21 protein-coding genes and 1 riboswitch are annotated in these 20,634 nt (G+C 38.1%); of the genes, 7 read left to right on the top strand and 14 right to left on the bottom strand.

Annotated features, from left to right (window positions below):
* Positions 1-67: 67 nt before the first annotated feature.
* The 7 genes from ACH0CI_RS23210 to ACH0CI_RS23180 all read right to left on the bottom strand — a co-directional run bounded on the left by ACH0CI_RS23210 (position 68) and on the right by ACH0CI_RS23180 (position 6,861).
* Entirely contained in the window at positions 68-1,231 is a 1,164-nt protein-coding gene (locus ACH0CI_RS23210; RefSeq protein ID WP_406902356.1) for a M20 family metallopeptidase, read from the bottom strand.
* Between the two features lie 231 nt (positions 1,232-1,462).
* Positions 1,463-2,260: a HoxN/HupN/NixA family nickel/cobalt transporter gene (locus ACH0CI_RS23205; protein WP_406902334.1), complete on the bottom strand. Its 798-nt coding sequence runs from the start codon at positions 2,258-2,260 to the stop codon at positions 1,463-1,465.
* A gap of 133 nt (positions 2,261-2,393) precedes the next feature.
* Positions 2,394-2,576, bottom strand: a riboswitch (cobalamin riboswitch).
* 105 nt (positions 2,577-2,681) lie between these two features.
* Positions 2,682-3,101 carry an organic hydroperoxide resistance protein gene (locus tag ACH0CI_RS23200; protein ID WP_028412491.1) on the bottom strand — a complete coding sequence of 140 codons (420 nt, stop codon included), beginning with the start codon at positions 3,099-3,101 and terminating at the stop codon, positions 2,682-2,684.
* Positions 3,102-3,253: 152 nt separating this feature from the next.
* Complete coding sequence (locus ACH0CI_RS23195) at positions 3,254-3,847, bottom strand: undecaprenyl-diphosphatase (RefSeq protein WP_028412492.1); 594 nt, start codon at positions 3,845-3,847, stop codon at positions 3,254-3,256.
* A 146-nt stretch (positions 3,848-3,993) separates the two neighbouring features.
* The gene (locus ACH0CI_RS23190) at positions 3,994-4,926 is read right to left on the bottom strand and encodes an ABC transporter ATP-binding protein (protein WP_406902333.1); all 933 of its coding nucleotides are present in this window, start codon (positions 4,924-4,926) and stop codon (positions 3,994-3,996) included.
* A gap of 1 nt (position 4,927) precedes the next feature.
* Positions 4,928-5,611 (bottom strand): ABC transporter permease, encoded by a 684-nt coding sequence (locus ACH0CI_RS23185; protein ID WP_406902332.1) that lies wholly within the window; start codon positions 5,609-5,611, stop codon positions 4,928-4,930.
* A gap of 35 nt (positions 5,612-5,646) precedes the next feature.
* The gene (locus ACH0CI_RS23180) at positions 5,647-6,861 is read right to left on the bottom strand and encodes a DUF418 domain-containing protein (protein WP_406902331.1); all 1,215 of its coding nucleotides are present in this window, start codon (positions 6,859-6,861) and stop codon (positions 5,647-5,649) included.
* A 170-nt stretch (positions 6,862-7,031) separates the two neighbouring features.
* On the opposite strand from ACH0CI_RS23180, the gene ACH0CI_RS23175 reads away from it, so the two are divergent.
* From ACH0CI_RS23175 to ACH0CI_RS23150, 6 genes are all read left to right on the top strand, one after another.
* Complete coding sequence (locus tag ACH0CI_RS23175; protein WP_098112292.1) at positions 7,032-7,757, top strand: response regulator transcription factor; 726 nt, start codon at positions 7,032-7,034, stop codon at positions 7,755-7,757.
* The gene (locus ACH0CI_RS23170) at positions 7,754-9,508 is read left to right on the top strand and encodes a sensor histidine kinase (RefSeq protein WP_406902330.1); all 1,755 of its coding nucleotides are present in this window, start codon (positions 7,754-7,756) and stop codon (positions 9,506-9,508) included. Before ACH0CI_RS23175 ends, ACH0CI_RS23170 begins: the two co-directional genes overlap by 4 nt.
* 80 nt (positions 9,509-9,588) lie before the next feature.
* Entirely contained in the window at positions 9,589-10,281 is a 693-nt protein-coding gene (locus tag ACH0CI_RS23165) for a response regulator transcription factor (RefSeq protein ID WP_033580709.1), read from the top strand.
* Positions 10,282-10,284: 3 nt separating this feature from the next.
* Complete coding sequence (locus ACH0CI_RS23160; protein ID WP_406902329.1) at positions 10,285-11,631, top strand: HAMP domain-containing sensor histidine kinase; 1,347 nt, start codon at positions 10,285-10,287, stop codon at positions 11,629-11,631.
* A gap of 72 nt (positions 11,632-11,703) precedes the next feature.
* Positions 11,704-12,279, top strand: coding sequence for a PepSY domain-containing protein (locus ACH0CI_RS23155; RefSeq protein WP_406902328.1), 576 nt, complete (start codon positions 11,704-11,706; stop codon positions 12,277-12,279).
* A gap of 133 nt (positions 12,280-12,412) precedes the next feature.
* Positions 12,413-12,949, top strand: a complete 537-nt coding sequence (locus ACH0CI_RS23150) for a PepSY domain-containing protein (RefSeq protein WP_335707345.1) — start codon at positions 12,413-12,415, stop codon at positions 12,947-12,949.
* Between the two features lie 37 nt (positions 12,950-12,986).
* Here ACH0CI_RS23150 and ACH0CI_RS23145 read toward each other — a convergent pair whose 3' ends face one another.
* From ACH0CI_RS23145 to ACH0CI_RS23115, 7 genes are all read right to left on the bottom strand, one after another.
* Positions 12,987-14,264, bottom strand: a complete 1,278-nt coding sequence (locus ACH0CI_RS23145; RefSeq protein ID WP_335707344.1) for a DUF445 domain-containing protein — start codon at positions 14,262-14,264, stop codon at positions 12,987-12,989.
* A 127-nt stretch (positions 14,265-14,391) separates the two neighbouring features.
* Positions 14,392-15,747: an amino acid permease gene (locus tag ACH0CI_RS23140; protein WP_406902327.1), complete on the bottom strand. Its 1,356-nt coding sequence runs from the start codon at positions 15,745-15,747 to the stop codon at positions 14,392-14,394.
* Between the two features lie 225 nt (positions 15,748-15,972).
* A complete protein-coding gene (locus ACH0CI_RS23135) occupies positions 15,973-16,623 on the bottom strand; it encodes an amino acid ABC transporter permease (protein WP_033580703.1) in 651 nt (216 codons plus the stop codon).
* Between the two features lie 14 nt (positions 16,624-16,637).
* Positions 16,638-17,276 carry an amino acid ABC transporter permease gene (locus tag ACH0CI_RS23130; RefSeq protein WP_013055074.1) on the bottom strand — a complete coding sequence of 213 codons (639 nt, stop codon included), beginning with the start codon at positions 17,274-17,276 and terminating at the stop codon, positions 16,638-16,640.
* A 74-nt stretch (positions 17,277-17,350) separates the two neighbouring features.
* Entirely contained in the window at positions 17,351-18,166 is an 816-nt protein-coding gene (locus ACH0CI_RS23125) for a transporter substrate-binding domain-containing protein (protein WP_033580702.1), read from the bottom strand.
* Positions 18,167-18,187: 21 nt separating this feature from the next.
* On the bottom strand, positions 18,188-18,916 hold the full coding sequence (locus ACH0CI_RS23120) for an amino acid ABC transporter ATP-binding protein (RefSeq protein ID WP_028410185.1): 729 nt from the start codon (positions 18,914-18,916) through the stop codon (positions 18,188-18,190).
* 476 nt (positions 18,917-19,392) lie between these two features.
* Positions 19,393-19,914: a M15 family metallopeptidase gene (locus ACH0CI_RS23115; protein ID WP_335706969.1), complete on the bottom strand. Its 522-nt coding sequence runs from the start codon at positions 19,912-19,914 to the stop codon at positions 19,393-19,395.
* A 214-nt stretch (positions 19,915-20,128) separates the two neighbouring features.
* Here ACH0CI_RS23115 and ACH0CI_RS23110 point away from each other — a divergent pair.
* On the top strand, positions 20,129-20,634 hold a 506-nt coding region (locus tag ACH0CI_RS23110), incomplete at its 3' end, for a hypothetical protein (RefSeq protein WP_406902326.1).

The raw sequence follows: 20,634 nt of genomic DNA, 5'->3' as shown, positions 1-20,634 counted from the left end.
AAAAGAACGCTTATACTCTCCCACTATAAGCTTTCAGGTTAGTCCCGCCGTTTGAGGCGGGCTTTTTTTATATTTGAAGCAGCAAATTCGCAAATAAAGAAGAACGCTCGGACAACGTATCAATTTGAATATGTTCATATTCTGCATGTATTCCTTTTCCGCATGCTCCTAATCCATCCAACGTGGGAATGCCAATGGCCGCTGTAAAATTCCCGTCGCTTCCGCCGCCCACAGCTGCTTCTTCCAATTTCATCCCAAGTTTGGCCGCGATTGACTGAGCGCATTCAAATAACTCTTCCGTTTGTTTAGACTTAACCATTGGAGGACGGTTCATGCCTCCTGTTACTTCAATCTTAATCCCTTTTAAAATGGGCGTTAAATTCAAAATAATATCCGTCATGCGCTCGGCTTCTTCTTCGGTAGAAACACGTAAGTCCACGTGCGCTTCTGCATACTCCGGCACTACATTTGTACCGCTGCCTCCGGTAAACGTCCCAACGTTTACCGTTGTACCTTTTTCATAATCAGTTAAGCTCTGCAGAAAAATCACTTGGCGCGCCAGTTCTTCAATGGCATTGATTCCTTCTTTGTGATGATTACCCGCGTGTGCTGCTCGTCCCCACACCTTTACGGTGAAAATCCCCGCTCCTTTGCGCGACGTTTTTAACGCACCTGAACCCGCCACCGCCGGTTCCGCTACTAGCACCGCTTCACTTCTTTTTGCTTCTTCTTCAATATATTTTTTAGAAGAAATCGACCCAATCTCTTCATCTGAATTGCAGAAAAACACAATTTTTTTATCCAGTGCTAAGCCAAGTTCTTGAATCGCTTTAATCGCCCATATAGATTGCACAATGCCGCCTTTCATATCTAAAATTCCCGGACCATAAAGCTTGTTTCCTTCTGTTCTTAAGCTCAGCCTTCCCTTTTCCCATACTGTGTCAAAGTGACCGATAATTAAAAGCTGCTTTTCTCCTTCCCCAATCGTAAATTTCAAGTGGTTTCCTACTTCTTTTTCTTCTATGATTTCATACCCTACCCCTAAACGCTTTTGAAACAGCTGCGTTAAATACATTCCACACTGATCCACTAACTCTTTACTGTAGGACGGTGATTCTTTTTTCACAAATCCAACTAAATCTTCGAGCATCTCTTGTTCGTGTTCTTTTAAATAACTAAATACGCTTTGTTCTACCATTACCTGACTCAAATCAATTCCTCCTCCAAACAACCCCTGCTGCTTGTGCATTCACTGCTTTTATTTATCGTACGTATGAGTATGTTCTACGTTTCACATAACGACCTTAAATTATCCTTAATTATAATGGTTTTCAGACAATTTTCCATCCTTAAAATACAGATAATACTTTAACTTATTCGTAACCGACCGAAAATAGCCATAAACTTCAACAAATTCATACAAAAAAGCTTCAATCTCCAGCAGATTAAAGCTTTCATTTTATTAATTGATATTTATTTTGATATTTTTTCCTCTTGACTTCACACTAACAAAAACAAACATAGACACTAAAAAAATAAATAGAATAACGCCAACCATTTCAAAATTCACCTCGGCCCATGGGTTAAAGAAAGTGAACGCTAAGTAGAAGGACACACCATACGCGAGGACAACAATAACCCAGCCCATCAAGCGGGAAGCAGATTGCCCAAACTTACTCGATTCATTCACCATTTTATGTACAATCAGTGAATCGATTGTATCTGTCAGCATCATTCCAAACATAAATACTAGTCCTAATAAAAGCGGCGTATACTTGCCTGCGTTCCCTACAGCTAGAGACCACACGGCCGTTTGACTGACCGTTTCGGCTGCTAAAGCGAACAATGCTCCTACAAGAATAATTAAAAAAGGATTCGTTGTTCCTTTTGCGATTTTGGGGATAAACTTCCCTTTTAACCCGCTCAGCTGAAACTCTTCTTCTTTATTTTTAGTTCGAAGCAAATGATATGTGTTTAATGTCCCGATTAGAAAGAGGGAGATAATGGATACCCAAGATGCAAAATGATCGAAATATGATGGAAATGTAAAATTCTTCATCACCACGCCCAGCACCCCGGCCGTGACGGCCACCATTCCTCCGTGACCTAGTGAAAACAGCGTTCCAACCCACGGGGCAAAACGGCTGCCCATTCGCCAATTATATCGGGTCTGGCCGTCAATAAAAGCTAAGTGGTCTGCATCCAATCCGTGCCTGATTCCTAATAAAAAGACAAGTAAAAAAACTGATAAACCTTCCATTTCCTACACTCCTTTTTTTAAAATAAAACGTAAAAAAGCCTCAATTCTATAGAAATTGAGGATGTGTCGGCATATGAAAATAAACAGCAATTGCTCACTGCGTACCTTGATACACCGCCTCTTTCCTAGAAGAGTCAAGTGTACAGAATAGGTAGGTCTCCTGGCTTGAGATCATCATTTTCTACCGCCTTCCCCGTTTTGAGTGACGATAAGATAGAAAACTCCCTGCTTACAGTGGCTGGACCGCTCGAGATTTGCACTCGATTCCCTGTTACCTCTTACGCTATGTAAGAGCACCTAAACTGTGCGAATGATTCATTTTCTTCCTCATTATACTAGTACTCTTTACAAATGAATAGAGAAAATTCAAATAAAAAAGCCCTGCTAAGCTTTACATGCTTAGCAGGGCTTTTTAAAGCAATTAAACTACTTCTACCGTTACGTCTACGTTACCGCTGATTGCTTTTGAATACGGGCAGTATGAGTGAGCTAGGTCTACATATTTTTTAGCTGTTTCTAAATCTAAGCCTTCGATATGAGCTTCAAGCGCTACAGCAATTTTTACTCCTTGATCAGCTTTATCAGGAAGCAGCTGAACCGTAGCTTTTACTTCACTGCTTTTGATTTCTACATTGTGTTTTTTCAACATAAATTCTAAAGCGCTGTTGAAACAAGCGCTGTATCCAGCTGCAAATAGCTGCTCTGGGTTTGTTGCTGTTGTTGCTTCTCCACCAAGTGCTGGAGGTGTTGCAACATCTAAATTAAAGATATTATCTAAAGAATGAACTTCTCCTGTTCTTCCACCTGTGTTAACGACTGTTGTTTCATATAAAGCTTTCATGTATAAATCTCTCCTCTTTTTTAGTAATTTTATTAAAAGTTTTTTATTTATCATTTCTGTAATTTAATTGTACACAATTTAATTTTAAAAAACAAGTATTAAATGCATTAAAAATTTCCCAATAAAAAAAGCCGCGTATTTGCGGCTTTTTCTTAATAATATTGAGACTGTTCGTCATAAGCTGATTTTCGAAAAATAGACAAATTGGTAATAGCCCTCATCAGTTTCGTATTAAAAATAACATAATGAATAAACAGCGCCAGCACGCAGCCTAGAATAGCTCCTGTTAACACATCGAATGGATAGTGAACGCCAACCCATACGCGTGAAAATGCGATGAGTGCACCCATTACAACCCACATGCGCCCTGAACGTTTGAAATGTAGCCAAATGGTAAAAGTGATAACTAATGCAGACGTAGCATGGTCGCTTGGAAATGAAGAATTCGCGGCGTGATCAATAAGCTGATTCACGTGGTGAGAGATAAATGGACGATCTCGATAAGCAAATAAACTAATCACTTTATTGATAATGACTCCTGTGGCACAAGCACATAAAGCTTGGAATGCTACAACACGGCTGCCGTTTTTATTAATAAGTAAAAACAAGCCGAGTAAAACAATAAGTACATACTGGGCATAATCTGCAAAGAATACCATCAGCGAATCTACAAACTTCACATGCGAGGCGTACTGATTCACCGCATGGAAAATGGTATAGTCTACTGAATTAATAGCTGATAACATAATCGAAATCCTTTCTTATTTTTAAATGTCATTAGCTATCTTATCAGTTTCTGAAGAAAATGAACATGTTTTTGTCAGAAGCTTCCTAACTGGTATTTATAAATAACGTAGTCAGGCTGAGTGGTAAGCCAACAGATTTTTGCCCATTAACTTACCTGCGAATGATCCACGATGTTTTTTTGCAAAAAGATTTCTTCTAAAGAAGGCTCTTCTACGTGAATTTGATAAATATCGATGCCGCATTGAATCAATTCGCGAATAATCAGAGGGATATTTCTCTCTTTTTGAAGCATCACTTTTGTGTACGTGTGATGGTATTCCACGTCCGGACTCACCGTACGGAAAAACTGTTGAATATATTCTTTATGACTGCTTGGGTAAGGATCATGTTTAATCATCACCGTTTTTTTCGCTTGGTATTGAAAACGCAGTTCTTCCATTGTCCCTTCTACTAAAATAACACCATTTTTCATAATCGCCACACGTGTACAAATCTTCTCAACTTCATTTAAATTATGAGACGTCATAAAAATTGTCTTGCCCTGATTTTGAAGTTCTCTTATTAATTCATGAATGTGGAGAGCAGATTCAATATCTACTCCAGAAGTTGGTTCATCTAAAAAGATAAGATCTGGGTCTGTTACAATCGCTTGAGCAATTCCTAACTTCTTTTTCATTCCAAAAGAAAACTTTCCAACTTTCTGATGGTCATGTCCTTCTAATCCTACTTTCTTCAGTACATTACTACAGTGTTCTTTCGAAAAACGATGTCCGTTTATCTTTAAAAAATAGCGCAAATGATTGAGTGCCGTCATCTCATCATAAAAGGTAGCATAGTCAGGAAGCACACCTATTTTCTTCTGAAGCCCTAAATCAATATCACTCTGTCCCAGCAGCGTAAATTCTCCTGCTGAAGGGAATGAAACGCCGGTAAGCATATTAATAAATGTAGACTTCCCTGCTCCGTTTCTCCCTAAAAATCCGTAAATTTCTCCTTGTGGGACTTGCAAATTAATACTATTAACAATTGTTTTAGATCCATACTTTTTAGTTAATTTACTTGTTTCAATAGCATACATATTATACTTCTCTCCTTTTAAAACTCCAAAGTGCCGTACATAAACAGAGTGCTGCAAAAATAAGAAGAACCGTTAAATAACCTTTCTCCAACTTTAAATAGTAGTAGGGTGTCACATACTTAAACCATGCAATGTACGCTTTTGATGAAAATATGCTCCATCCACTCAGTACCGGTAGAACAAACGATGAAATAATTGATAAAAACATAGTATGAGTTGGACTTGGTATTAAAGCTGAAAGCATTAAAACAAATGAAATGATACAAACGGTGAATAGCAGGCACTCTAAAAATATATAAAAAGAAAAATGATGCGAAATAAACCCAATCAGTAGAAAAGAAATAGAGATACAAACAAGCCAGAAACAACAAATTCCTAAGAATTTCCCTAGTACAATACGCTCTCTTGATGTTTTGGTAACTAAAAACCTAGCTGTTCTTGTTTTAATTTCTTGATTAATAACATTATGAGAAAGACTTGAAATAAACAAGGGTCCGAATCCGAGAAGCATCACCAGAATTCCCCCGTTGGCTCCATCTCGAATCTGTGCGCTCGTCAGTTGACCTCCAAGTTGACTAACTAGATGGGCTATTCCATAGGAAGCACCGCATACGATTAAAATAACGATAATTGATTTAACACTTTTAAATAAGCTTTGAAACTCTTTTACACTAATGGCCCACATTTCGAAAATCTCCTTTTAAATAAGTTTGACTGCTATCATCCAACAAAAGGATGATTTATTCCCTCAGGTAAAGCTTTTTTCTCTTTGGGCTTTCCGTTCCAAGAAAAATTTGTCCATATGCGCAGCAGCTTTTCCACCGGTCCAGTTTGAAATTTTTGCACGTACATATAACTTCCGATAAGCTGAATTCCGTAAATACCTATGCAGACAAAAACCCCTGCAATCATGCCGAGCTTTCCGAAATAACCTAATCCATAACCATAAAAAATCGTCGTGCATATAACCGTTTGCATTAAATAATTACTAAGCGATATCCTGCCTACGCTTTCAAAAGCCTTCATCAAAAATGACTTTTCGTATTTCGCATATAGCCAAGCAAAGCCTGCAATATAACCAAGAGATAAGAGACTCCCACCTAACATATGTGTAGAACCAGCCCAATTAGCATCTGGCCATACGTACATAGTTCCTTTTAACAGCAAGCTAAGCGGAATCAACACGGCCGCCCAACGGCCATACTGTTTTGGATTAGCTGAAACGTCGTAAAACCAATTTTTCTTCCCCGCATACATACCAAACAAAAACAAAGCACCCATTATAAATGGTGTAAACAAGAAGGCAAACGCAAATTTATATCCTGCTATATTCATCGGATCAACGTTGTTGCGGTGGTCTTTAATTTGTTCATAAGTTCCACTTCCATATACATGAATCGTATCTTTTACGTATGTGGTGAGCGTTTGCTTATCACTAAGAAGATACATATTATCGTTTAATGAACCGTAACCGGCTGCTCCCGTAAGAACTAGTAAAATCGATGCCCATACCAACAGCGTTTTAGCTTTACGGTTTAAAAAGAAAACTAATAAAAATATCCCCATCATTCCGTAAAACGTAAGAATATCTCCTTCCCATAAAAGTACTCCATGCAGTAGGCCAAACCCTAGAAGCAGAAGAAAGCGGCGAAAGAAATGCCTTTTTACTCCTAACTGCCTTCTTTCTAAACTTTCTTTCATCTTCACCATTGAATAACCGAATAAAAAAGTAAAGATTGGCATAAAACTTTCTTCTACCGCGACTTTTAAAAAGACATAGGCTGCTGAATCACTTGGCGATAGCGAGAAGAGATGAATCGTATCCTTTCCGTAAATACCATATTGAAAAATCAGCATATTCGCTAGTAAAATACCAAACAAGCTGAATCCTCTCATACTATCAATTACTTTAACCCGCCTAACATCATTACTCATCCTTTTAACTCCTTTACTATGTGTCTGTATATTTAGTATATGAAATGAAGGTTTCAAGAAAATAAACGGGAGATTATCTTTTCTTTAACATTTTCCAATTTTGTTAATCTTTTCGTAATGTTCTTATGCTAAAATCGAATACGTATGAAATGAAACAGAGGTGATTTATATTGGAAGATGCATCTATCTTGCTAGTGGATGATGAAATTGCTATTGTCAAAATGCTGGAGACAGTATTAAAAAAAGAAGGCTTCAACCAAATCTATAAAGCTCACACCGCTCAAGAAGCGCTAGATGTTTTACATAATAAAACGATTGATATTATTTTGTTGGACGTCATGCTTCCCGATAAAAGCGGATTTGATATTTGTCCTAAAATTCGTGAGCTCTCAAACGCATATATCCTGTTCATAACAGCCAAAGTATCTGACTTGGATGTGTTAACAGGTTTCGCCATGGGCGGAGACGACTACGTAACCAAGCCATTTAATCCTTTAGAGATTGCGGCACGAATTAAAGCACGATTGCGCAGAAAACAAACGCTGATCGAAAGAAGTCCTGTAAAAATGGAATTACAGCCTTCAAATCGCTATGAGTTTGATCGTTTTATCGTAGATGAATCCGCTGGAGAGCTCATTGTAGATGGTCAAACGGTTGCTTGCCCCGCACAAGTATTTTTGCTGCTACTTCATTTTTGTAAAAACATGAACATGGTTCTTTCTAAATCACAGCTGCTTGAAGCCGTTTGGGGATATAACCAGTTCGTAGACGATAATACGGTAACCGTTCATATTCGAAGAATTAGAGAAAGAATCGAAGATAATCCTAGCAATCCAAAACATTTAGTTACGGTACGAGGGCTTGGATATAAATTAGTGAACGGAAAAGCACTATGAAATCAATTAAAAGAAGGTTGACCTTTCATTTTTCGTTTCAGTTTATTGCGATTATTGCATGTGTTTGCTGCGTTCTCTTTTGCGCTTTAATGTTCCTAGCTTATTACCTTTCAAAGCAAGATATCAAAAGAGACTTGCCCTCTGGATCACTTAGCGTATTAACCGGGGATACAACAGTTGAAGGTGGAAAAGCAAGCGTTTCAGATGATTTAGCAAAACAGCTTAAACAAGAAGGACTATGGTACCAAGTACTGAACAAACAAGGAAAAGTAATTGGAGAAGTTAACTCCCCAAAAGACTTACCTAAGTACTACGGTCTTTCAGAGTTATTAGAAATGGATAAAACCAAAAAATTTAGAAACTATAATGTCGTAACAGAACTTGATACCTTTTTGACTACACCTACTTATTATATTTTGGGCTATAAAAGTGATTTAAAAGACCAGCTATACGCTTTGTATGCTAAATATAATAAACAAAGTGTGCCTCCCAAAAGCGATATTCCACTTATCAAAAAGGCGTTAAAAGAAAAAGATGCTTCGCTTCAAATTTTAAATGAGAAAGGTGATATCTTAGCTTCAATTAGAATGCCTAAAGAAAAAACACGTTACGATCCTTTAGAAATTATTTCCCGAAAAATTGAACAAGATAAATATGATTCAACGGCTACTGTATTCCATGATCCAAAGAAGAAAATTTCTTGGGTTTTTTACACTCCTAATAATTATCACAGTATAACCGATGAATCTATTATCCGAAAAGCTTGGATGATCTCCATCATCGTGGCGGTTTCTGTTCTTATAGCCACTATTACTTTCTCCATCTGGAACGCTTTTCGCTACGGTGGTCCCTTACTTCTCTTCACCAGCTGGCTCGGGCGCATGGGAAGCGGAAACTATTCAGAAGTGCTAACAGAAAAAGAGCGGAAGCGCGTCTTTCGGAAAAATGGAAAAGTACGTTTTCAATATCGTTTGTATTCAGAAGTCATTAACGCCTTTTATGAGATGGCAGAGCAGCTTAGCTTAGCTGAAAAAGAACGAAAGCAGCTAGAAACCACTCGTGAAGAATGGATGACTGGAATATCACATGATTTGCGAACCCCCCTTTCGACGATTCAAGGATATGGTCATATGCTTGAAAGCGGCTATTATAATTGGAACGAAGAAGAGCTAAAAGAAATTGGCCAAACGCTGCGTGACAAAAGTGAATATATGGTGGGGCTTGTAGAAGATTTTTCACTAGCCTTTAAGCTCAAAAATAATGTGGTTGCCTTAGAAACAAAAAAAGTGGACGTTCATCAATTGCTTCAGCATATTGTTTTAAAATTCGTTAACGATCGAACCATTAAAAATGTGCAATTCTCTTATGTACCCGTTCACCTTCAACCTTTTATTCAAGCTGATGCACGGTGGTTTGAACGAATGGTTGATAACCTAATTTTTAATGCTATTAAACATAATGCGGAGAACACCACTATTACAATTTTGACCGTTCTAAAAAGTGACAACGTCTTGATTACAATTCAAGATGATGGAATTGGAATGGATGAAGAAACGCAGAAAAATTTATTTGACCGCTACTACCGCGGCACAAATACAACCGAAAAAACAGAAGGTGCTGGACTCGGCATGAGTATCGCAAAGGCCATTTGCGAACTTCATAAAGGGCATATTGAAGTGAAATCCACTCCTAACCAAGGCACTGCCATTACCTTGCATATTCCTCTTTCAAGCAATCAGCAGCCGGGCTAACCTCCAGCTGCTTTTATACACCTCAATCCTCTCCATGCTATAATGTACGCAACTATACATAGACACAAGGGGGAATTTTTTTGAGTAAAGGCAGAATTTTAATTGTAGAAGATGAGCGCAAAATTGCTCGTTTGATTCAGCTCGAGCTTGAACACGAAGGGTACGAAACGGGCATGGCTTATACAGGGACGGAAGGGTTAGCAGAGTTTCAAGAACACGATTGGGATTTGCTGCTTTTAGATGTGATGCTTCCTGAACTGAGCGGACTTGAAGTACTGCGTCGCATTCGAGCAAACAATGATCAGACGCCCGTTATCTTATTAACCGCTCGAGACGCCCTTCCTGATAAGGTAAGCGGACTAGATTTAGGAGCGAACGATTACATTACAAAGCCCTTTCAAATTGAGGAGCTTTTTGCACGTATCCGCGTCTGGCTTCGCCATCCTGCATCAGCATCTCCTGCTGAAAAAGAAGCAGATACTCTGCAGCTAGGAACTTTAGTTGTGAATGAAAAAACGCGAGAAGTCACGCGTGAAAATGAAGCTATTGAGCTGACTCCTAAAGAATATGATTTGCTTGTCTATATGCTTCAAAACAACAATCAAGTTCTAAGCTTTGAACAACTTCTTACAAACGTATGGGGATTTGATTACTACGGCGACACCAATATTGTATACGTATACATTCGTTATTTGCGCAAAAAGATTGATGCACCATTTTCAACACCTTATATTCAAACGGTGCGCGGCGTTGGCTATATGCTTAAGGAGTAGCTTATGAAACTGCAAACAAAGATTATCCTTACATCAACTGTGCTGCTTTTTATTCTGCTAGTGATTGCGAACAGCTCGATTTACTTCATTTTCAAGAAAACCATGGAAGACAATGCAATTGAACGTTTGCAAGCAGAAACAAGCAACGTAACAAATGGGCTAAAACAAACAAGTTCGACGGTTAAACAAGCCAATTTGCTTCGTGCCTATTTGCCTCCTAACGGAATGATTCGTATTTTGCCTAAATCAGGGAGTCCTTTAGTTGTATCGGTTACTGATCAAACGAAAGAGCTTCAGGACTTATCCTATTCTTATTATTCAAATGAACAAACAACCATCAAAGAAGACGACGGCCACCTATACGCAATTTCGCATACTCCGGTCATTTGGACGAACGGTGAAGTCGTTTCTTTAGAAGTCACGGAACAACTCGAAGACGTGGAACAATCTTTACAGACGTTAAAATTCATCTTGCTTATTGCCTCTCTTGTTATATTAATTCCGACCATATTTGCCGGACGGCTTTTAAGTAAAATCATTTTGCGGCCTATCAAATCTCTTATTCATACTATGGAAGAAATTCAAGTGTCTCGCACATTCAAAAAAATCGCTCTCTCTTCCTCTTCTAAAGATGAGTTAGATCAAATGGCCAACACCTTCAATAATATGATGGATTTATTAGAGGAAAACTATAAAAAGCAAGAGCAGTTCGTATCGGATGCTTCTCATGAATTAAAAACACCACTTACCGTGGTAGAAAGCTATGCCAATATGCTAAAACGATGGGGGATGAAGCGTCCAGATATTTTAGAAGAAGCCATCGAAGCCATTCACTCTGAGTCTTTACGCATGAAACAGCTTACGTCTCAAATGCTGGTGCTTGCGAAAGATGAGTCGCAGTGGGAGCTTCACATGGAACACGTAGATGCGGCGGCCGTCTGTAACCAAACAATCAAGCATCTAGAACAAGCTTTTGAACGAACCATTTATTTAAATATAAAAACGGATCATCCCGTCGTAACAGCGGATGAAAAACGCTTAAAGCAGCTGCTGTACATCCTCTTAGATAATGCCATTAAATATAGTGAAAAAGCAGTGGAAGTAACTATAACAAGAAGCGAAAGCTTTATGATTACGGTCACAGATCAAGGAATTGGTATTCCAAAAGAAGACTTATCAAACGTGTACGAACGCTTTTTTCGCGTAGATAAAGCAAGAAATCGAGAAACCGGTGGTTCAGGGCTTGGATTATCCATTGCTCGAAAGATTGTAGAAGCCCATAGCGGACGTATTGAGATTAGCAGCGATGAAGGAAAAGGGACATCCGTAACGGTTTGCTTTCCTCTTTAATTTCTCACCGTTTCTTAGAGATTTTTAAGAATTGCCTGATATACTACTTTTTAAGATACTGGAGGTGAATGTATGAAGAAAACGGTGCTTTTTATACTTATCTTTCTTGCTGTTGGTTCAGCTTGCTTTTATGGAATAGCAAAAGCAATGAATCGATCTGATACCATTTTATCCGAGTCTGAAATCAGCCGTATGATTCAGCAGAAATATGGCGGCACGATTGAAAATGCAAGTTTTTCTCAAAAAGATGATGAACCGATTTATCGAATCACTTTGCTTAAAGGTGATATTCCATACCACATCACAGTAAATGGAGAAAATGGAGAAGTCCAGTCATTAATCAAACAAAAAGTAGAGAAACAAACGTCTACTCAAACTAAAAATGATACAGAAGAAGAACAAAAAAAGAGCGAGCAGCCACCCGTTTCTCCTACATCCGACGAGCCTCTCATTTCAATGGAACAAGCAAGAGATATTGCTTTACAAAAAGTAAAAGGAACGTTTTCCTCAGTTGAAATAGAAGAGGAAGAAGGCCAAACCTTCTACGAAGTCGAAATTGATCAGTCTAAAACAAGAGAAGCTAAAGTAATGATAAACGCTTACTCTGGGCATGTAGATTCCATCACCTATGAAAATGACGACGATTAAAAGTACAGCGAAAAGCTGTGCTTTTTTTATACACCTTTATTTATTTCTAAGAAAATTTTAAACTTCTTCTTCTTTTCCTTTAAAGTTCATGGGCTAAGATAGTCTTAACAACAAACCAAGGAGGCCGTAACATATGAAAGTTATTACAACCGTTTTAGCCAGTGCAGTATTAGTCGGTGGATTAGGTGCAAGTGCATATGCCATGACGGATCAGTCTAAAAGCAGTACCAAGACTCAAACAACGATTGAAGAAGCGAAGGCAAAAGACATTGCCCTGCAAAAAACAGACGGCGGTGACATTACAAATATCCAATTGGCCGTAGATGACGGCGTTAAACAATATGAAGTAGACATCACAAAAGGTAATAAAGAATACGATGTAGATATTGACAGCAGCAGCGGTAAAATCATTGAATTTGATGAAGAACAAAAAGACGATGAAGATGAGAAAGAAGAGAATCTTCAAAACGTTTCCCCTGCTATTTCATTAGATCAAGCAATCAAAACAGCTTTAAAGAGTGCTAAAGGAACCGTTAACGAAACGGATTTAGACCAAGAAAACAACCGTTTAGTATATGAAATTGAAATTGACACAGCCGATAAACGTGAAGCAACTGTTTCAGTAGATGCCAAAAACGGTGACGTAATCAGTGTAGAAATAGATGATTAATAGAAAAAGCACGCTCCAAAAGGAGCGTGCTTCTTTTTTATACCGCTAATTTAATAACCGTTAACACAATACCAATCAAGAATCCACATAGAGCTCCGTTCACTCGAATCCACTGCAAATCTTTTCCGACATTGTTTTCCATCATATCCACAAGCGTTTCATCATCTAATTTATCTAAGTTTTCTTGAACAAGCTGCCCAATTTTTGAATGATTCTCGTCTACAAAACTCATGATTTGCTTTTGAATAGCCGTATCAATTGCTTCTTGACGCTGTGCATCCACTTCAAGAGCATTCAGCCAGCTCTCTACGTAAGGAACGGCGTAGCTTTTCATAAATTCAGGGCTTTCAATAAATGCCGTCACTTTCGCTTTCATTTTATCGACGATTTCTGTTAATTTATTCGTTACATTTAATTCATTAATCGTTTTTTGTTTCCATGCTTCTAATTTCTCAAGAAGCTCTTCATTGTGCTCCAAGCCTTGCAGCTCTTTTCTAATTCCATTTACCAAAGCAAGGCGATATTCATCATCTTCATTACGAAGACGACCTGTAATAGAAAGCAGTAGATTTTGCAAAATAGACCCTAGCTTCTCTTCGTTAATCATGCTTTGAAATGATTTGAGAGCAAATTGTAAAATACCGTCAAGCTCAATATTATCAAGCGCATTTTTAGCAATACTTCCGAGCTGATACTGGGTTTCTTCTTTTTTAATCCAGCCCTCTCCCTTATTTAAAAGAACATCAAGTGCTTTTTCATCATACTGATTTCTAACCACTTCTCCAACAACCGAATGCACAATAGGCTTTAACTCTATTGCTGAAAGCGATGACTTGAGCTCTTTTTCAATAATAGGAACTACTTTCTCTGTATCCACACGATTAATCGCATCAACAAGCAGTGCTGTTCCTTTTTGTTGAATCGTTTCCGAATGAACGCCTTTTCGAACAATCGGAAGCAAACGTTTTGTAAACGCAATTCTTTTTACTTTTTCTTGAATGCTTTCTTTTGACAGCCAGTCGTTTTCAAGCGTTGAGACTAACCCTTTTGTAATACGCTGTCTGTTTTTAGGAAGCAGGGCAGTGTGCGGAATAGGAATGCCTAAAGGGTGACGAAAAAGAGCCGTAACAGCAAACCAATCCGCTAAGCCGCCGACTAATCCAGCTTCGAATCCACCTTGAAGCAACCGACCCCAAATTGAATCACCAAAAGGCATTGTGGCAACGAAGCCCACTCCCATAATCGCCAAAGAAATCGTAGCTAAGTGCTTTGATTTCTTCTTTGAGTTTGTTTTTAATACATTATTTGATTCCATTGTAGTCCTCATCCTTTATTTATTTAACTAAACATTTCATCTAGAAATATGTAACGTGATGCAGAAATTTCTGCAAAAAAAGAAAGACAAGCTTTTACCCTCGTCTTTCTAGTATATTGCCTTTTTGCTATACTTCAAACTTTTTTTCTTTTCGGCTTTTATTAATAAATGAAAAAATAAGGAGTACGACCAGGATAACCGCACATACGCTTGATCCAATCACATTGTTTTTGTTAAACATGAACGATACAAAAATAACAAGCAGTGCTGCTGTTGCAAAGAGCGTTGTATAAGGAAACCACTTTAAGGCAAAAAACGGCTTTTCTTTATACCCTTTACGCAGCTTTAATTGAGCTAAACAAATGCTCACCCAAATGAGAATGATCGTGAAACCTGGAATAGTCATTAAATAACTAATTACATTATCCGGCGTCTTATAGGCTAAAAACAAACCCATTAAAATACAAGCAGCCGTAATCATCAAACCGTTAATCGGAATGCCATTTTTTGAAACTTTCAAGAAGCGCTTTGATGCTTCTCCGCTTTGAGCCATAGCATAGAGCGTACGCGAAGTTGCATACATCCCTGAATTGGCTGCTGATAAAACGGCCGTCAATAAAACGAAGTTCATAATGTGAGCCGCACCTGGCAGACCGGTAATACTAAACACTTGCACAAAGGGACTGTCTTGCCCCGATACAGAATTCCAGGGCATAAGGCCGCAAATAATTAAAATAGGCAAAATATAAAAGCCAATCACTCGCCATACTGTGCCTTTAATTACTTTCGGTAAAACGTTTTTTACATCTTTTGTTTCCGTTACGGCCACACCAATTAGTTCAGCTCCCCCGTAAGAGAACATCACAATTAAAAAGGCACTCAGCACACCGCTCATGCCGTGAGGGAAAAAGCCTCCATGAGCCGTATAATTTGCCCAAGGATTTTGCACATCACTTGGAATTACACCGAATAAAATGAAAGCTCCCAAAATGATAAAAGCAGTAAGAGCAATTACTTTAATACCGGCAAACCAAAACTCAATTTCTCCGTAATACTTCACTTGAAATAAATTCATCCCTACAATCAGCACTGCACAGAGAAAGCTTAAGAGCCAAAGAGGTACAGAAGGGAACCAAAACTTCAAAAAGCTTCCTCCCGCAAGCAGTTCAACAACCGTCACAACAATCCAGTTTACCCAGTACAGCCACCCTACAATAAAAGAGGTTTGCGTACCGAATGCCTTATGCACTAAATTTTGTACGTTCATATTCGGATAGACAATTGCCATCTCCGCTAGTGCTGTCATTACAATAAATAAGATAAGGCCGCCAAATAAATACGCAAGTACAACACTTGGTCCTGCAATACCTAGCGTGTCAGCGCTACCTTTAAAAATGCCTGTCCCAATCATGCCGGCAAGTGCAATGAGCTGCACATGACGAGGCAACAGACCTTTTTTTAAATTTTGATCTTGTTTTCCCATAATGCCCGTCCCTTCTGTTCATTTTACGTGTTAGTTTAACCAAATCACTTCTTGCACAAAAACCCCTACCGGATATTCAGTAGGGGTTGGACCAACACTGTTTTTTTCTTCTATATAATGAATGAAAATAATCTCATTTAATCACTGTTACTTTAGTCATTTTATGCGTTGCAACAATGCATTGTCAATGTTATTTATTTTCCAAAAATAAAGTCAAAAGAGTATCTACACCCTTTTGACTTCTAGTCTTCGTGCAATGACTGATAAAGCATAGTTTACAATAAAATACATCATCGCAATGATCAAAAACATCGGCACCACGTAACTTTGTTTCTGTCCATAAATGATTTGAGCATTATGCAGCAAATCAGGAAGCGCGATGACCACTGCAAGCGACGTATCTTTTAATAATGAAATAAATTGACTAACTAAAGGAGGTACCATTCGTCGCAAAGCTTGTGGCAATACAATAAAACGAAGCGTTTGATAATAGTTTAAACCTGATGAACGTGCCGCTTCAATTTGTCCTTTTTCAATTGATTTTAATCCGCTTCGGATAATTTCTGAAATCATAGCAGATTCAAATACAGTGAGGGCCACAATCGCTGCTGACGTAATTTCCATATCAATTCCGATTTCAGGTAAAGCAAAGTATGTAAAAAAGATGATTAAAAGAAGCGGCAAATTCCGGATAATTTCTACGACAAAAGCGAGTACATGAGACAGAACTGGAATGCGGGCATACCTTAAAATACCTACTATACTTCCAATAAGAAAACTTAACACAATCGAAATGAATGCCACTTTTAAAGTGACCCAAAATCCTTCCATTAAGAAGGAAAGGTGATCAGGAGAATAAGCACCCATAAAATCCATCACTTTCACTCCTTTCAGCTTGTTTTACCAAGACGTTTCTCAAGATAACCAACTCCTAAACTCAACGGAATGGTTAGAACTAAATAAAACAGAGCAACAAAAATATACACATCAAACACTACATAAGTTTGAGAGGAAACAAGATCTGCCTGATACATTAAATCAAAACCAGCAACAATCCCTAACACGGATGAGTTTTTCACTAAATTAATAAATTGATTCCCAAGAGGAGGAATGACAATTTTAATGGCTTGAGGCAATATAATGAATCGCATAGCCTGACCGTACGTAAGGCCGGATGAACGCGCCGCTTCAAGCTGCCCTTTTGGAACTGCCATAATTCCCGCTCGTATGGCTTCGGCTATAAAAGCCGCCGTATAAATAGTTAATCCCAGCACTCCGGCTGCTGTACCGCTGATTCCTGCCACAATAAAAATAAAAAAGACGATAACCACAAGTGGAATATTTCGAATAAACTCTACGTAGACAGTGCCAATTACATTTACTATTTTGAGAGGGGCTATTCGCATTACCGCAATGATTGTACCAAGTACAAAACTGGCCACTAAAGCAATCAGACTGGCGATAATGGTGTACTTAAAACCTTCTAAATAAAGATCCATATTGTTCGTAAGAATTGAAAAATCCAGCAATTTTCTTCCTCCTTTCAACTAAACAAGCAGGATGAGCATAATGCTGCTCATCCTGAGAAAAGAAAACTGTACGCTTATTGTTTGATCCACTTGTCGTGAATTTCATCATATTTTCCAGAGTCTTTCATTTTTTTAAGCGCATCGTTTAATGCATCTACAAGCTCTTTGTTTCCTTTTTTCACAGCAATGCCATAAGGCTCTTCTGTGAACGGCTTTCCTACTAATTCATAAGAAGGATCTTCATCAGCCATTCCATAAAGAATAGCATCATCAGTTGTTAAAGCATCTCCTTGCTTAGATTTTAAAGCGGTAAATGCTTCTGCATAGTTTTCAAACTCTAATACCGTTGTCTCCGGTGCTTTTTCGCGAATATTAATAGCTGAAGTTGATCCTTTAACAGCCAACACTTTAGTACCTTTCTTCAAATCATCAACGCTTTTAATTTTACTGCCTTTTTTCACAAGAAGAGACTGGCCAGCTTGAAAATACACGTCCGTAAAATCCACTTCTTTTTTACGCTCATCTGTGATGGTCATTGTTGCAACAACAGCGTCAATATCTCCTTTTTGAAGAAGAGGAACCCTTGTTTTGGACGTAACTTCTTTAAATTCTACCTTGTTTTCATCTCCTAAAATCTCTTTAGCCAGCTGCTTAGAAATATCAACATCAAAACCTTCTACTTCACCCGTCTTTGGATTCTTTAAGCCAAACAAACGCGTATCATTTTTAACACCAATGACAATTTTCCCTCTGTCTTTAATTTCAGTGAGCGCATCTTTTTTAGCTGATGATCCACTCGTTTCTTCACTTTTTCCTCCACAAGCCGCTAACATCATAGCCGCTGCTAATGAAAGCACAGCTGCCTTTAAAAACGTTTTTGATTTTTTCATATTACTCCCCCTATTAAACAATTAATGATTTAAAATACGGCTAAGAAATAAACGTGCCCTTTCTTCTTGCGGGTTTTCGTAGAACTCAGCCGGAGTTGCCTCTTCTAAGATTTTTCCTTGATCCATAAATACAATGCGGTCCGCTACTTCTTTTGCAAACCCCATTTCATGAGTTACAACTACCATGGTCATTCCTTCTTTAGCCAATGTTTTCATGACATCCAGCACTTCTCCAATCATTTCTGGATCAAGAGCAGAGGTAGGCTCATCAAAAAGCATAATTTCTGGCTTCATCGCGAGTCCCCTCGCAATAGCTACCCGCTGCTGCTGGCCGCCTGAAAGCTGGGACGGGTAGGCGTTAGCTTTTTCACCGATTCCGACTTTATCTAAATAGTATAGAGCTGTTTTCTTAGCTTCTTCTGACGACTGTCCCAATACTTTCATAGGTGCTAACGTGATATTTTCTAAAACCGTTTTGTGCGGATATAAATAAAAATGCTGAAACACCATACCTATATTGCGGCGCAGTTTGTTAATATTTGTTTTTTTATCCGCGACCAATATATTATTTACCGTTAACTGTCCGTTAGATATTGTTTCTAAATAATTTATGCATCGCAGCATCGTGCTTTTACCCGAACCCGACGGTCCAATTACGACGACAACTTCCCCTTTTTTAATCGTTAAATTGATATCTTTTAATACGTGAAAGTCACCGTAATATTTGTTCACTCCGTCAAAAACAATCATTTTCCCCCTCCTAATCTGCGAACAACAATAAATATTTAAATATTTTAAAAATTTAAAATATATAAAAAATTATATTCTTACCCTCAAAAAAAAGTCAACAGTTGACAAATTATCTCTTTTTTGTAATCAAAATGAACTATCTTCAAATAAAATATGCTAGAAAAATAAAAGGTTTTGTCGGCATCCCCCGATATGTAAGCATACGTTCGCTAGGCTGAAGGTACTTGTATAAGCTTAATCAATAGATTATATTAGTTAACGCATATCTTTATACAAATTGTCTTTCATTTTTATAGGGCATTTTTCTCTAATCACTTTTCTTTCTACTCATCCGTTTATGTTTTTATTATATTAATATATATAATTCTCTTGTCAAAAAATTAACAAAAAAGAAAGTACAAGATTTCAGTCGCGGTAGAGGTTCTGACATAAATATAATGAAATTATGTTGTTCTTTTAAAAAAACACACGCTTTATTAGCGTGTGTCGTCTGTTATATTTTCCGGACTCATTTGAAAATGCGGATAATCTTTAAACCCTTTCCAATCTCCTCCCCATTCGAATCCTAATTTTTTTGCTATAGCTACAACTTCCATCCAATCAGATTTATTGTTGTTATTACCGTCATATTCCATGTCCCAAATAACTCGTCCATCTTTTGACTGAATAGCAAAATCAATAGCTAGTCCATAGTTGTGGTAGGACTGGCCGCCCTTTGAATAGGTCACAATGTTGCCTTCTTCCGTCCTGCCTTTTGCATAAAGCTTATCTTGTTCTTCTTTTGAACGGAAACCTTCCGTGATGACAATCGAGATTCCTTGGTCACTTGCTTGTTGAACAAGTTTATTTTTCTTTTCTTCTACGACAGGATGTAACTCAGCTGCTCCTGAAAAATCTTCTAGCGTTGGACCTGGCTTTAACTCATCGCGAAACAAAAATACCAGGCTTACCGCTATCACAACTATCAAAGCTATTGCCAATTTTTTAAGAACATTCATCTATATAAAGTCTCCATTCTTTTTTACTGTTGTTTAGATAAAATCATATCGGATTTCATTGTGTTATCCAATAAAAGAGCTGTGTAGTTCAACAAACGTCTATATTTTTTCGTTTTTTATCTATTTTCACCATTTTTTCACTATTGGTGGTTACATTAACAATTGTGGACAGCTCTGTACCACACCCCTATAACTTTTAAGGAGTGACAACAGCATGAAAAAGAAACTATTGGGTTATATCATGGCAAGCGGTTTAACATTAGGAGTTATGGCCGCTGCAAATTCCACGGCATTTGCAGCAAGCAAAGATGAAACAAGCTCTTCAACAGTCGTAGAGCGAACAAATGGCAATACAACAACTACGAGTGATGCAACACAACAAAAAGTTGATGATATCATGAAAAAAGCACAGGAAAAATTACAGAAACTCGGCGTAAGCTTACCTCAGCATCATAAAGAAGGCCCCTTTAGCAATTTAGATGCTGGTACAAAGGCAAAAGCGAAAGCTATTATGGATCAGCTTCGCGATGGCACGCTGACTAAGGAACAAGCTGAAGCCAAATTAAAAGAACTTGGCGTAGACTTCCCTGAACATAAAGGTGGTCCTTTTAGCAATCTAGATGCAGCCACTAAGAAAAAAGCCAAAGCTATTATGGATCAGCTTCGCGATGGCACGCTGACTAAGGAACAAGCTGAAGCCAAATTAAAAGAACTTGGCGT

It is taken from the genome of Priestia sp. 179-F W1.4 NHS (assembly GCF_045369295.1).
In the GTDB taxonomy this organism is placed as follows: Bacteria; Bacillota; Bacilli; order Bacillales; family Bacillaceae_H; genus Priestia; species Priestia zanthoxyli.
This window is presented reverse-complemented; position numbering and strand designations above follow the sequence as displayed.